The organism is Aliidiomarina taiwanensis, from assembly GCF_003987015.1.
GTDB lineage: Bacteria > Pseudomonadota > Gammaproteobacteria > Enterobacterales > Alteromonadaceae > Aliidiomarina > Aliidiomarina taiwanensis.
In genome coordinates, this window is record NZ_PIPQ01000001.1 from 202,149 (window position 1) to 215,950 (window position 13,802).

The following is a 13,802-nucleotide window of genomic DNA, read 5'->3' on the forward strand; positions in this document are numbered from 1 at the left end:
GCCTCCCAAACTAAGTTAATTGATGACACTCTTTAGAATAAGGCAACCTTTGTTGTGAGTACAGCCCCATTAGCTTCCCAAATAAATCAGCTTTTAGAACCTATCCATGATTTTTTACTGACCCCGACGCCACAGGCTTGGCTTGATCAGGCGGCACAGCCTGAAGCTTTGCCCTTGTTGCTTATCGACCATTTGCACTGTGAGTTAAAAGCCGCGCAAAGTGCTGCTTTATTGCTTCGCCGTTATATTTTAGATAAGGAAGCTGCTAGTCAGGTCTTGCAGTGGTTATTGCCCTATGAAGACGCAATTTACCGAAAGCAAGCGGTGAATTTGCGAGCTTTGGGGAACCAAATACCACGACTAAAGGTTGCGACACAGACTGCTTGGCAAGCTCGCTTGGTAGACCGTATGGTACTGCTTATGAAAGAGGAGCTTCATCACTTTACGCAAGTTTTTGAGATTCTGCAGGCGCGAGATATTGAAATTCAAGCCGTCAGCGCTTCTCGCTATGCAGCCGGGTTGATGCGTCATGCCCGTACTCACGACCCTGTGATGTTAGTGGATAAGCTTATTATTGGGGCCTTAATAGAAGCGCGCTCATGTGAGCGGTTTGCTGCCTTAGCCCCTTATTTAGACGAAGAGCTTTCGCGCTTTTATGTGTCGCTGCTTCGCTCAGAAGCGCGTCACTTTGAAGACTACCTTACCTTGGCGGAAGAAGTAAATGGTGGGCCTGTAACCGAGCATGTGGCACGGCTGGCGCAGGTGGAAGCTGAGTTAATTACCACTCCAGACACAGAGCTGCGGTTCCATAGTGGCGTACCGAGTTAGTCTGCTGTTAAAGGTTCGCTACGTAAAATAAAGGTGTCGGCAGTAACCTCTAAAATACTGCCTTGCTCGTACCAGTCTCCAAGTACTATACGTGTGCCGCATGCACCCTTAGGCAATGAATGTTCATGAATATCGGGCTTATGCGTATGCCCATGAATGATGCGGTCGACCTGAAACTCTGCAAATGCATGCTGGACTGCTGCTTCGGTCGTGTCCATTTTTTGCAGTTGTTCTGGCGTTAAGGGTTGGTTACTTTTACTCCCAGAGCGCAATTTATGCGCTAAGCCACGACGCCAGCTTAACGGTAAACGCTTAGCAATACCTAGCAAAAAGGGGTTGCGGATAATCTTACGAAACTTTTGGTAACTAACATCTTCGGTGCATAAAGTGTCGCCATGCAGTAATAAGGTGGGTATGCCGTAAATGTTGGCAATATAGTGTTCGGGGAGCAAGGTGACACCGGTTTCTGCTGCGAAGCGTTCGCCTATCAAAAAGTCACGGTTTCCTGCAATAAAAAAACATGGAATGCCGCTTGAGGTGAAGGCTTTAAGTTCATCCATAATGTGGCGATGAAAGACGGTTTGATCATCATCGCCAATCCAATAGTCGAACAAGTCACCTAATATGTAGAGCGCGTCACTTTCACGAGCTTCAGTACGCAAAAAGTGGACAAATAGGCCAGTGATATCGGGCCTGTCTGCACTTAAGTGAAGGTCGGAAATAAAGCGCGTAATCATTACTTTTCTACAGTTGTGCGCTCGATGATAACGTCTTCTACCGGTACATCAGCGTGGTAACCAGAGCGGCCTGTTTTAACGTCACGAATAGCGTCAACAACGTCCATACCTTCAACCACTTCACCGAATACACAGTATCCCCAGCCAAAGCTGTTTTCTGCTGTGAAGTCGAGACCTTTCGGCCCGTTGTCTTCTACGTTAATAAAAAACTGACAGGTTGCTGAATGTGGGTCTTGAGTGCGCGCCATGGCAATGGTGCCGCGAGTGTTTGAAACCTGGTTATTCGCTTCGTTTTTAATTGGATCTTTGGTTGGCTTTTGCACCATGCCTGGCTCAAAACCACCGCCTTGGATCATAAAGTTGCTAATCACCCGGTGAAAAATAGTGTTGTCGTAGAAGTTGCTTTCGGCATAGTCAAGGAAGTTAGCAACAGTTTCAGGCGCTTTGTCTGCAAACAATTGAATGCGAATATCACCATGGTTGGTGTGTAAAGTAACAAACATAATGGAATCCTTTAACGAATAGGTATAAACGGCCTTAAGTTTAACGGAAATTGCCCTTATATGGAAAGGTAGGGTGCAATTCTGTTAGGGCTTCAGCTTGGTTAAAACTGGCAGCAGAATCTCTAAGGCTTGGTCCACTGTGTCGACAACGTGGTAAAGGGCCAAGTTATTCTTGTCGATAAGCCCACACTCTGAAAGAACAGTAAAGTCGAATAAACGGTTCCAGAACTCAGCACCATAAAGAACAATAGGAATGGGTGGCAATTTCTTGGTTTGAATCAGGGTAAAAGTCTCAAATAATTCATCGAGGGTGCCAAACCCACCGGGGAACACAACAAGTGCCCGCGCACGCTTAAGAAAGTGCATTTTACGCAAGGCGAAGTATTGAAATTCAATACTATGCTTAGCGGCAATAAACGGGTTAAGCTGCTGCTCGCGAGGAATTTTAATATTGAGGCCAATGCTACTGTGCCCGGCGTCGTAGGCTCCACGACTGGCCGCTTCCATAATGCCGGGGCCACCGCCAGTAATTAAGCGAGTGTGCGTCAGTTGTCCCTGTTCAATAAATTGCCCTAATTGAAAAGCTAGAGCGCGAGCGGCAGCATAGTAGGAGCTCATATGCTGACAAGGGCTAGCTTGGTCAACCGACTCGTCGGGCTCGGGAACGCGTGCGCTACCGAAAATAGAGACAGTATGTTGCACTTTTTCGTTGGCAAAGGTTGCTTCAGCCAATTCCCATTCATGGGCGAGGCGCTCTGCGTGGTTTAGGCTTTCTGCGGAAAGGTTGGCAGTAGGCTCCATGGATTTATATGGGGTAGCGCTATAGTCTTTGCTCATGAAAGTTCCTCGAATACTACAAAAATGGTAAACTCTATTTTTACGTTTATATTAACCGCAAACTAGTAGATAGTCGCCGGAGACGAATTGTAGCATGCTTCAAATTTATAACTCACTGACACATAAAAAAGAAGAATTTAAACCCCTAACACCTGGCAAGGTGAGCTTATATGTTTGCGGCGTCACAATTTACGACTACTGCCATATTGGCCATGCGCGAACTTATGTAGCCTTTGATGTGGTGGTACGTTACCTGCGCTATCGTGGGTACGACGTGACCTTTGTCCGAAACATTACCGATGTGGACGACAAAATTATTAAACGGGCAGCAGAAACGAATGCAGACATAAATGCTATAACGGAAGAGTTTTTGCAGTTTATGCATGAAGACTTCGACGCGCTCAGCCTGACAAGGCCAGACATTGAACCGCGTGTAACCACCCATATGCCTGAGATAATAGAAATTATTGAAACCCTATTGGCAAAAAAGCACGCCTATATTGCTGGCTCTGGCGATGTGTTATTTGATGTCAGCAGCTTTCCAGAGTATGGCAAGCTTAGCGGCCAAGCACTAGACCAACTGCAAGCAGGGGCGCGGGTTGCTGTTGCTGAAGGGAAAGAAGACCCCCTTGATTTTGTTCTGTGGAAGCGGGCCAAGGAAGGGGAGCCAAGTTGGAGTTCGCCTTGGGGAGAGGGCCGGCCTGGTTGGCATATTGAGTGCTCTGCTATGAGTGGCAAGCACTTGGGTGAACACTTTGATATTCATGGTGGTGGCTCGGACTTACAGTTCCCACACCACGAAAATGAAATTGCTCAGTCGAGCTGTGCCCATGACACGCCCTATGTGAACTACTGGATGCACACGGGCATGGTCCAAGTGAATGAAGAGAAAATGTCGAAGTCGCTAGGTAACTTCTTTACGATTCGTGAAGTATTGAGCCAGTACGATGCGGAAACGGTTCGCTTCTTCTTACTGAGTGGCCACTACCGGAGTCAGCTCAATTACTCAGAAAGTCACTTAGAACAAGCACGTGCAAGCTTAGAGCGACTTTATACTGCTATTCGTGGCATAGAGCCGGTAACAGCATCCGATGAAATAATGCAGGTCTATCAGACCCGTTTTGTAGCTGCACTGGATGATGACTTTAATGTGCCAGAAGCTATGTCGGTGATGTTTGATTTAGCTCGTGAAATAAATCGACTACGCACTTTAGAAACGGCTGAAGCCAAAACCAAAACACAGGAGCTTGCATTTATCATGCAAGAATTTGGTGCGGTTCTTGGTATTTTGCAGCAACAACCCGAGCAGTTTTTACAAGGCCAGGGTGATCAAGATGAGATTGAAAAAATAGAAGCGCTGATAAAAGCGCGGAATGATGCACGTGCCGCAAAAGATTGGGCTGGCGCAGACCAGGCCCGCGACACCTTGCAGGCTATGGGAATAGTATTGGAAGACTCTGCAGGTGAAACACGCTGGCGCCGACAGTAAGCGCGGCTAATGCAGCGGCAATAAAAATAAGGTTGTGAATGATGACAGTAGAACATACGGAATTTTTAACGCCCCAAGCGGTTACTTGGGAAAACTTGGATACAGGAAGCTGGGACGCACTCGTGGTAGTTGGCCCTGAGTTCAGTGAACTACCAGAAGACTTTCAGGCAGCGATTGCTGCAGCGAAAGCGACCGATGCGTCGGTTGGTGAGCAAGTAAGTGTAGTGGCCTGCGACAAAGCTCCCGGCGGGCGTTTGATTCTAGCGCCTACAGGACCTCTTGATCGTGACTACGATGATGTGCGCCGCTTTTACGACGCGGCCCGTGACGCAGTCACCCGTATTGCGCAAACAGGTGCGAAACAGCCCGTGTTAATGGCAACACAAGTACCCGCAGGTGAAGCTTGGAGCAATGCATTAGGGCTTAGCTTTTTAGGTTTTCAGCAGGGCCGCTATGAGCCACTTGAAGCCCGTGAACACTTTGGTAAAGACGTGGAATCGTTCACGGCGATTGGGGTGCTTGGGGACACAGAATTAAGTTGGTTAGACGCAGTCGAACAAGGCCGCCGCGTGGCGCGCGATATTTGCGGAACAGAGCCAGAGCGCATGTCCCCGATGAAAGCTGCTGAATATTGTAAGCAAGCGTTTGCCGGAACAGACGTAAAAGTCACTGTGTTTAATGACAGGCTTGAACTTCAACACGAATACCCACTATTAAGTGCAGTAGCTCGTGCTTCTTTTGCTGTCGAGCAGCAGCGTCCATGCGTTGTCCGCCTAGAATATGATGGTGAAGGACCTATTACAGACAGCTTGTTTCTCGTAGGGAAAGGCATTACCTATGACACAGGGGGTGCGGACTTAAAAACGGGCGGTCACATGGCCGGCATGAGCCGAGATAAAGGTGGAGCCGCTGGCGTTGCTGGTTTTATTAAAGCGGTCGCAGGTGTTCGCCCTAAAGGGCTGCGCGTGGTTGCAGAATTAGCCTTTGTACGAAACAACATTGGCAGCTTGGCCTTTGTGGCCGATGAAATTATTACCGGTCGGTCGGGTGTGCGTGTACGTATTGGTAACACGGATGCAGAAGGCCGACTAGTCTTGGCGGACTCGCTAGCAAAACTCAAAGATGAAGCTGTTACTGCTACGAACCCTTCGCTGTATACAGTGGCGACTCTGACCGGTCACGCTGCACTTGCTAAAGGCCCTTACTCGGCCTTGGTGCCAAATGGCCCTGCTCTGAAAACAGGAATTGCTCAGCGAATTATTGATGCAGGAGAAGCTTGGGGTGATGCGGCGGAAATATCCATCAGTCGCCGCGAAGACTTCGACTTTGTTCGCGGCCGCACCAAAGCCGACGATGTCTTGTCATCGAACAATGGGCCCTCAGCGACGACTGCGCGTGGTCACCAGTTCCCTATGGCGTTTCTTGTGTTGGTCAGTGGGCTTGATCAGCATGGTCAGTCGGCAGAAAAGCCATTGCCTTATACACACATTGATATTGCCGGAAGTGGTGTGGAAGGTGGTGACTGGCAGCATGGTAAGCCGTCTGCTGCTCCTGTTCTTGCATTGGCAGGAGGTTTCTTGCGTTAATGCCAAAGCATATAAAAAAAGGCTGTCATTTTTATGACAGCCTTTTTTATGGGGTAACTCAATGTTTAAAGCTTAAGCTCAAGCAGTTCCTCTTTCGTTTTCCCATGCGCAACCGGTTTACGTGTTTCACTGTCAATGTGCACGAACACAATGTCATCGGCAACACAGATTGTTTGCTTGGTTATTTTGTTGCGGACCATGCAAGTCACAGACACCGAGGTGCGGCCCACGTTTTTAATATCCAGGCCGAACTCGACCACATCGCCCTGATAAGCAGAAGACTCAAATGAAATGGCTCCAATATGCTTAGTCACTAGGCTACGTTCATCGAGCTGACAGGAAGCAAAAATATAAGCTTCTTCGTCAATCCACTCTAATATACGACCCCCAAATAATGAGCCCGCAAAGTTGAGGTCATTCGGCATCACTAACCGGCGTGATAAAAAGCGCATAAATACTCCTTAAGTAGTTCGCTGCTATTATAGCTGAGCTTAAAACTGTGTGCGAACACCAATACCAAATGAGCGGCCTGGTAATGGTGCATGGGCTTTAATAAATGAGTTATGCGCAAAACCAAGCTGGTTCGTTAGGTTTTCAGCCTTAAAATAAAGAGCGACATCCTGATTGCCAGAGAGGCTCGGATAATAGTTTACATGTAAGTCGAGGGTACCAAACCCTGCGGTTTCTTCCTCATTTAAAGCCACCTTGTCTTGCTTGAAATGATAGGTGTAGGTTGCTTTAACGTCCCAGCTCGCATTCATATAGTTAATATGCATGCCTGCGCGCTGTGCAGGAATTCGCGGAATATTTTTACCATCTGCAGTAGCAGCCGTAAATTTAGCGCGGGTGTAGTCGCTAAAGGCACCTACATGCCAGTCACTATTGAACTCGTAATGACCAGATACCTCATAGCCAATGAGCTCTGCGTCTTGTTGGCGATAAGCGTAGATTGGCAGGGTGGTATCTCCGTGGTCGTGACCTGCGTGGTCAGCTGGCTCGCTGTGGTCATGCTCTAGCATGTCACTGTTAATGCCAATGTTTTCTTGATAAATGAAGTGCCCAATGCGATTATAAAAAACACTCGCATCGAGATGAAACTTAGCACCGTCGTAATGGACACCTAAATCGATGTTTTTAGCTTGTTCTTTACTTAAACCAGCTTGTGTTGCTTCAAGATGGTAAGTTTCTGTCGCTGCGTCCGGGTCTAAATGCAAGGCATAGACACCCCCTAGCTCATAGGTGCGGGTTGCAAAGTGGGCGCCGTTAGAAAAGAGCTCATAGGCCTGGGGAGCGCGCTCACTGTAGCTTAAGTTTAACGTGTAATTAAGATCGGGTGTGGCTTTATAGTTCATACCAAAGCTACCACTGAAGGGCGTGTAACGGATGGTGTCAAAACTATCGGTTTTTATGCGTACTTCTTCAATACGTACGCCGCCTTCATAGGTTAGCTTGTCGAAGGTGCGCTCCACAAGCCAAAACAGGCCGGCTAAGTCTGTTTCTGAGGAAGGAGTAAATGCCTCCAGACCGTCAGCCACATACTTTTGGTTTTGTACTTGCACACCAACGGCACCGTCCCAAGCGAAAAGAGGGTTGTGTGCAGCCGTTAGGCGTAGCTCGGTTTGCTCTAACCCGAAAGAAGTCTCTACGTGCTCGCCTTCAATTTCATCGTGCGTCATTTCAGTGTAGCCCAGGTTAATATCAAGGCGCTTAAAGCCCGTTATAGGGTCCATAAAAGAGCCTAATACTTGAAACCTGTCTTGGACAAAACTGGCATAAATATCATCATGGGCTTCATGTTCGTCGTGACCTGCATGCTCGTCATCACCATGGCTATGCCCCGGCAAGCCATAGTCGCGCTCCATACGTCCGTAGGAAAATCCGATAAAACCAGAGTCTACAAAGTAGCTGGCGCCTAGGTTAAAGCCCACATCATCTGTGAAGGAGTTGTCGATTTTAGTGCTAAGTTCACCTTCGTCGTTTAAAAAGCGAGGGATGTCGTAGTCGTCTCCTTTGCGCACAAAGGCGTCAAGGTGTAGCGCAATGTCGCCAGTCCCGGCATCTACACCAGCGCTTACGTTGCGCTCGTTGGCGCCACTGCTATATCCCGCGCCATAGTAACCACTTACACCCTGCACTGAATAGCGCGGCACGCGATTGTCGACAACGTTCACGACTCCGCCGCTGGCGCCACTCCCGAACAGCAAGGTGGAAGGGCCACGAAATACTTCAATTTGTTGCGCTGTGGTACTTTCGGTTGATACCGCATGGTCGGGGCCACCACGAGAAATGTCCGCTGCATCGAGTCCGTTTTGCACAATTTTAACGCGCGGACCGTCTAAGCCGCGAATAACAGGGCTACTAGAAGTAGGGCCAAAGTAGCTGGACTGAACGCCAGGAATGCCACGTAACGTTTCGCCCAAGGTAGCAGCCTGTGCTGCACGTAGTTCGTCGTCACTTAATACATGAATTGGTTGTGAGCTATTAATTGCAGACTTCTCAAGCGGTGAGGCGGTAACAATAATGCGCTCGTATTTATGATCATGTTCGTGAGGCTCTTCATTTTCAGCTTCATGTGCATGAATTGAAAGAGGGAAAATAACGGCTGCGACAGCAAGAGCAACGCGGGTCTTCTGCAACATTTAAAGTGTCCTTCTGTTAGCAATCAAACGAATGTGTAATGTTATACTATAACAATACCTCAGTGCAGAGATTGCTTCAACCCTTTTGGTGGTACGCAAACGCAGAAAAGAGTAGACTAACCGCACATTTAATTAATTATTTGAAGTTGCTTATGTACCGTAAAGGATTGTTCTGTACCCTATTTATGCTTGGCGCTGTGGCCTGTACACCCTCGGAAGAGGTGCAACAAAAAATACAGCCAATTGCAACTGAGCACGCACTTGAAGCACACCTTGAGTTTTTGGCGCACGACCTGCTTGAAGGGCGGGACACAGGCGCTCGGGGCCACGATATTGCTTCTGCTTATATTGTGAGTCAGTTTAAACAGCTCGGTTTAGAGCCTGCAGGCGATGACGGCTATTATCAAAATATAACCTTCCGTGTCGCTCACTTAGTGGAGGGTAGTGCGCAGCTGACCTTGCATGACGGCAACCGCGATATACCGCTCACATTCTTGCAAGACTTCACCACGAGCCCAAGCACCTTGGCCCAGCAACTTGAAGTGCGAGCACCCTTGGTATTTGTTGGCTATGGCCTTGTCTCTGAGCGCTTTGGCTTTGATGACTATGCAAACCATGACGTAACGGACAGCATTGTTGTTACTATTTCCGGGTTGCCAGAAGGCTTGCCTAGCGAAGAGGCAGCCCACTTGGGGCGTATCAAAACAGAACTAGCTATAGAGCGGGGCGCTATCGGCGTTATCACAATCCACACTCCCGAGCGAGAAGCAGTGCGTCCTTTTGACACCATACGAAAGTATGCGAAAAGTGCACGTCGCATGACCTGGTTATCTCCAGAAGGACGACCAAACTCAACACATCAAAAACTGCTTGGAAGTGCTTACTTACACTACGAGGCTGCCGAACAGTTATTTGAGCATGTTGGTTTTAGTTTAGACGACGTTTGGCAACAGATAGCGGATAACAAAATGCCACCAAGTGCTGAACTCGGCTTGTCGGCTACACTGAGCAAAGCTTCAGTCTTTGAAGAAGTTCAAAGCGCTAACGTGATAGCGAAACTGCCAGGCACGAACCCGGTGTTGCGTGACGAGGTGGTGTTGTACACAGCGCACTCAGACCATTTGGGTTTGGTGAATAATAGTGGAAATCCAGCCAAAGTGTACAACGGCGCGTTGGATAATGCTGCTGGTGTTGCGGTTATGCTAGAAACAGCGCGCATGTTTGTGGACGCAGCGAAGCAAGGAGACACACTCGACCGTACGGTCATGTTTGCAGCTGTGACGGCGGAAGAGCGCGGCTTACTCGGTGCGGACTACTTTGCTCACTTCCCGACGACCCCTATTGAAAACATTGTGGCAAATGTGAATTTAGACATGCCAGTGCTTCTGTATAACTTTGCAGATGTTGTCGCCTTTGGTGCTGAGCACTCGAGCTTGGGTGATGTGGTGGCAACAGCGGCTGAGCAGTATGGCATTTCTAGAAGCCCAGACCCAATGCCAGAGCAAGCTATTTTTACGCGATCAGACCACTATGCTTTAGTAAAAAAAGGAATTCCGGCTGTATTTTTGATGACGGGTTTCCAGTCGCAACATGACGATGAAGATGGTGGCCAAGTATGGGCCGACTTCTTTGCCGAGCACTACCATCAGCATTCAGATGAAATTAGCACACTGTCGGAGCAGTATGGTGGCATTCGTTACGACGCCGGAGTGGTATTTAGTCAAATTAACTACGAGATAGGCTACCTGATTGGCACCGCACAGAAACGACCAGAATGGCTACCAGAAAGCTACTTTGGGCAAGTCTTTGGTGGTCATCGTGCAACACCCATGGAGCAGGAGTCACATGAATGAGCGATATATGGACACTTGATAGTCAACTGGAAGCAGATACTTTAACAGTAGGTGACTTGCCTTTAAGCCGAGTTCTTATCATGCAGGACAGCCAGTACCCTTGGGTTATATTGGTGCCGCGGGTTGCAGGTGTGCGTGAAATATATGAGTTAGAGCCCATGCAGCAACAGCAGTTACTGCAAGAGTCTACTTTTACGGCGATGTGGCTCATGAAACACTTCCAAGGCGATAAGCTGAATATAGGTGCGCTGGGCAATGTTGTGTCGCAACTGCACTTGCACCATATTGTGCGCTTTGAAACAGACGCAGCTTGGCCTCAACCCGTATGGGGCGTGCACCCGGCAAAGCCCTATGCAGCAGACGAGCTGGAGGCATTCAGTGCCGCACTGAAAGAAGGGTTAAGGCTTCAAGCGCCTTTGTCCTAATTAAAAATAGCCGCTTAACCAGCGGCTATTTCCTCTAATATTTGTTCACACCAAGCGGCTATACGCTCATCTGAGAGTTCGTATTGAGAGTCTTCGTCTAGCGCTAAGCCAACAAAATGAGACTTGTCAGCCGTTAACGCCTTCGAGGCTTCAAAAGTGTAGCCTTTATTAGGCCAAAAGCCTATGCGCTTTAGGTTAGGTTGTGCTACGGCGTCGTGCAGCATGCCGAGAGCATCTTGGAACCATTCCGGGTACCCTTCTTGGTCGCCCATGCCATACATGGCCAAAGTTTTACCTGCTAAGTTCAAGGTGCTGGCCTCTTGCCAGTGGCTTTCCCAGTCTTCTTGAATCTCACCAAAGTCCCACGTAGAAATGCCAAAAATAAGCAGAGAATACTGGCTAACCTTGCTTAAGGATACATCTTTAATATTGTGAATCTCAACAATGTCAGCGCCTATAAAGTCGCGTATTTTTTCTGCGGCCATTTCGGTATAACAGGTTGAAGAGCCGTAAAATAAGCCAATCCGAAAGTCACTCATGGGCTGCTGTCTACTCCAAGTGCAAATAATGGGCTGCATTGTACCAGAAAGAATTCTCTGGGGAGACCCTCGAATTAGGGCCATAGGCTCTGTATACTTGCGCTTTCTTTCGTAGCAAAAATAGAAGATATAGGGGCTGTATGAGCGGGAAAACTATAACGGACATGTCGGTTGAACTCGACGCTGTATTCGATGACATTATAGCGCAAGGTAACGACGATGAGTTGTTCGCGAGCGGTTACTTGCGTGGTCACTTTGACCTTGTGGTTGCACGCTTGACCATGTCAGGTGTTGAAGACCAAAGCCAATTTTGGCCAGCCTTACATGAAAGTGTTGCAGCGAGCGCACATGAGCTAAACGAAGCTGATTTGGCTTTAGTGAATGGCATGTTAGCACGCCTTCAAAGTCACACTTAGTCTTTCCCTTTTCCCTGAGAGCGCACAACAGCTCGCTTGGCAAATCGGTCGGCGGACGTCGCCTGTAATAACGTCGCGCCTGCTGGCTGTGGACGACCTAAAATAGCACAGGCGTTTAGGTGGGCAAGCCAGGGGGCGGAAGTAAACCCGCGTGAACCGAGCCCGAGTAACACGCTGACGCCGTTTAGGCGAATGACACCTTGTCCCGGCGGCTTCGGTCGCACGAGCGGCCCTTGAACGGGTAAGTGGTCAGGGGTCGTAGCACGCACAGAAGCGCGGTGACCTATTACGTGTTCCTTCGTATAATGACTACCCAGCATTTCGTTGAGCTGAAGCAAGTTGGTTTCATCATCTGCTTCATCAATATGCGTCTGAACAGAGCCACGCTCGAAGGTTGCACCTGTGCATAACACCTTACCTTGAGGGGGGAGCGCATACCCTTTTTGGCAAATTACATGGGACAGTGTGGTTTCTTCCATTTTTTTTACTAAAGTCACTTGGCCTCGTACTGGCTGTATAGGCAAATCTTCAAGCTCAGGGTAAGCGAGCGTGTGGTGTCCTGTACAAAGCACTAAATGGTCAACTTTAAATTGCTGCTTGGCGGTGGTTAATTGCCATTGATAGAGTGCGCGAGTTATCTGGGTGATGGGCTCATTCGTTACTAAGCGGGTGCTGAGTCCACGCTCGGTTCGATAGGCAATGACTTGTTGAAATAAGTCGTGCACGACAGCAACAGGGTCAAGCCACCCAGCCTTGGGCATGACTAAGCCTTTCTCAGAAGAGTGTAAAAAGCTCTCCGGATACAATTGACGTTTTAGCATCTTCTGTTGTCTTTCAGCATCGGCAGACGAGCGCGTGTACAGTTCAACACCAGTCCAGTGAGTGTGCTGCGGCGTCTTTCTTTGATAAAAGTCGCGCGCATATTCAAAGGCGTGAGAGTAAAACTCGCTTAAGCGTGTCCATTGCGCTTGTAAAAGAGGGTATACGGCGGCTTGGGGGTTGCCTGACGCACCGTCGGCGGGTGCTTTCTGCGACCACAACAAGGTTAAGGAGCCTGGGTAGTCTTGTAGTTCCGAAGCCATGCAAGCGGCCGCTATGCCACTACCGACAATGGCAATGGAGTTAGGCGTACGTGAGCGAGGCATTCCAAAGGTGCGTTTGACCCCGTACAGCATGTCCCGCTTATGGCCGAAGCCCGGTGCTTTTTTCATGCAGATACCGGCTTGTATGAGCCCGCGACGGACATGGCCTGTCGCAGTGAACGTCGCTAAAGTACCATTGGCCTTTAAGCTAGTATAAACCTCGCGGTATAAGCTTGGCTGCCACATGCTTGGGTTTTTACTGGGAGCGAAACCGTCTAAGTACCAAGCGTCAACTTGGCTAGCATGGGCTTTTGCCCAGTCGGGCAGGGTGTCGAGCACATCGCCAAACACTAAGTCTAGTGTTATCCGTGGATGAATATGCAACCGGTGGACACCAGGGAACAGCTCTGGGTAGTGCTGTAAGGTAGCTGCACTGATGTCGTTAAACTCTGGCCAGTGGGCTATGGCGGCCTGTAAGTCACTAGGCTGTAAAGGGTACTTTTCGAAGGAAACAAAGTGCAAATGGGTTGCTTGTGGTGCCTCGGCAAGAAAGTCCGTGGCTGTTATATAAAAATTGAGCCCGGTGCCAAAGCCCGTTTCAGCGATAACAAAGTGCTGGCCAGGTTGTAACTTATGCCAACGCTGCGGAAGTTTGTTGTGCTGTAAAAACACGTAGCGACATTCCGCAGCACCTTGACCACGCGAAAAGTAAACGTCGCCATGTCGAGAAGACTGGGGTGTGCCAGCCTCGTCAAACTCTAACTCAGCATAAGACAAAGTGTTTTCTGGGGGCATTGAATGACTCACAGGGCTCTCTATTTTTTAGGCAATACGTGCTATCAAAGCAGACCACTGCATTGATAGATTC

General features: G+C 48.8%; 13 protein-coding genes. 6 read left to right on the plus strand and 7 right to left on the minus strand.

The features are described from left to right. Nucleotides 1-54 precede the first annotated feature (54 nt). Nucleotides 55-828, plus strand: coding sequence for a tRNA isopentenyl-2-thiomethyl-A-37 hydroxylase MiaE (miaE, locus tag CWE15_RS00915; RefSeq protein WP_126756185.1), 774 nt, complete (start codon nucleotides 55-57; stop codon nucleotides 826-828). Here miaE and CWE15_RS00920 read toward each other — a convergent pair. The 3 genes from CWE15_RS00920 to CWE15_RS00930 all read right to left on the minus strand — a co-directional run bounded on the left by CWE15_RS00920 (nucleotide 825) and on the right by CWE15_RS00930 (nucleotide 2,905). Then, entirely contained in the window at nucleotides 825-1,565 is a 741-nt protein-coding gene (locus CWE15_RS00920) for a UDP-2,3-diacylglucosamine diphosphatase (protein WP_126756186.1), read from the minus strand. The two genes, miaE and CWE15_RS00920, sit on opposite strands and share 4 nt — an antisense overlap. Beyond that, nucleotides 1,565-2,068: a peptidylprolyl isomerase gene (locus CWE15_RS00925; RefSeq protein WP_126756187.1), complete on the minus strand. Its 504-nt coding sequence runs from the start codon at nucleotides 2,066-2,068 to the stop codon at nucleotides 1,565-1,567. The genes CWE15_RS00920 and CWE15_RS00925 overlap by 1 nt, the downstream gene beginning before the upstream one ends. An 84-nt stretch (nucleotides 2,069-2,152) precedes the next feature. After that, on the minus strand, nucleotides 2,153-2,905 hold the full coding sequence (locus CWE15_RS00930; RefSeq protein WP_126756188.1) for an LOG family protein: 753 nt from the start codon (nucleotides 2,903-2,905) through the stop codon (nucleotides 2,153-2,155). Nucleotides 2,906-2,999: 94 nt separating this feature from the next. Here CWE15_RS00930 and cysS point away from each other — a divergent pair, with 94 nt between their 5' ends. After that, nucleotides 3,000-4,394 (plus strand): cysteine--tRNA ligase, encoded by a 1,395-nt coding sequence (gene cysS, locus CWE15_RS00935; protein WP_126756189.1) that lies wholly within the window; start codon nucleotides 3,000-3,002, stop codon nucleotides 4,392-4,394. Nucleotides 4,395-4,432: 38 nt separating this feature from the next. Next, the gene (locus tag CWE15_RS00940) at nucleotides 4,433-5,980 is read left to right on the plus strand and encodes a M17 family metallopeptidase (protein ID WP_420807745.1); all 1,548 of its coding nucleotides are present in this window, start codon (nucleotides 4,433-4,435) and stop codon (nucleotides 5,978-5,980) included. Between the two features lie 65 nt (nucleotides 5,981-6,045). Here the strand turns inward: CWE15_RS00940 and CWE15_RS00945 are convergent, their stop codons facing one another. Together CWE15_RS00945 and CWE15_RS00950 are read right to left on the minus strand one after the other, a co-directional pair. After that, nucleotides 6,046-6,432 carry an acyl-CoA thioesterase gene (locus CWE15_RS00945; RefSeq protein ID WP_126756190.1) on the minus strand — a complete coding sequence of 129 codons (387 nt, stop codon included), beginning with the start codon at nucleotides 6,430-6,432 and terminating at the stop codon, nucleotides 6,046-6,048. Between the two features lie 39 nt (nucleotides 6,433-6,471). Beyond that, nucleotides 6,472-8,619, minus strand: a complete 2,148-nt coding sequence (locus tag CWE15_RS00950) for a TonB-dependent receptor (protein WP_126756191.1) — start codon at nucleotides 8,617-8,619, stop codon at nucleotides 6,472-6,474. Nucleotides 8,620-8,771: 152 nt separating this feature from the next. Between CWE15_RS00950 and CWE15_RS00955 the strand changes: the two genes are divergently transcribed. Both CWE15_RS00955 and CWE15_RS00960 read left to right on the plus strand, forming a co-directional pair. Continuing rightward, complete coding sequence (locus tag CWE15_RS00955) at nucleotides 8,772-10,472, plus strand: M28 family metallopeptidase (protein ID WP_241971823.1); 1,701 nt, start codon at nucleotides 8,772-8,774, stop codon at nucleotides 10,470-10,472. Next, nucleotides 10,469-10,897 (plus strand): HIT domain-containing protein, encoded by a 429-nt coding sequence (locus tag CWE15_RS00960; RefSeq protein ID WP_198674951.1) that lies wholly within the window; start codon nucleotides 10,469-10,471, stop codon nucleotides 10,895-10,897. The genes CWE15_RS00955 and CWE15_RS00960 overlap by 4 nt, the downstream gene beginning before the upstream one ends. Before the next feature lie 14 nt (nucleotides 10,898-10,911). On the opposite strand, the gene fldB is transcribed toward CWE15_RS00960, so the two are convergent. Continuing rightward, a complete protein-coding gene (gene fldB / locus CWE15_RS00965) occupies nucleotides 10,912-11,436 on the minus strand; it encodes a flavodoxin FldB (RefSeq protein WP_126756192.1) in 525 nt (174 codons plus the stop codon). A gap of 140 nt (nucleotides 11,437-11,576) precedes the next feature. Between fldB and CWE15_RS00970 the strand changes: the two genes are divergently transcribed. Beyond that, nucleotides 11,577-11,852: a YfcL family protein gene (locus CWE15_RS00970; RefSeq protein ID WP_126756193.1), complete on the plus strand. Its 276-nt coding sequence runs from the start codon at nucleotides 11,577-11,579 to the stop codon at nucleotides 11,850-11,852. Here the strand turns inward: CWE15_RS00970 and mnmC are convergent. Continuing rightward, the gene (gene mnmC, locus CWE15_RS00975; RefSeq protein WP_126756194.1) at nucleotides 11,849-13,741 is read right to left on the minus strand and encodes a bifunctional tRNA (5-methylaminomethyl-2-thiouridine)(34)-methyltransferase MnmC2/FAD-dependent 5-carboxymethylaminomethyl-2-thiouridine(34) oxidoreductase MnmC1; all 1,893 of its coding nucleotides are present in this window, start codon (nucleotides 13,739-13,741) and stop codon (nucleotides 11,849-11,851) included. The two genes, CWE15_RS00970 and mnmC, sit on opposite strands and share 4 nt — an antisense overlap. Nucleotides 13,742-13,802 lie beyond the last annotated feature (61 nt).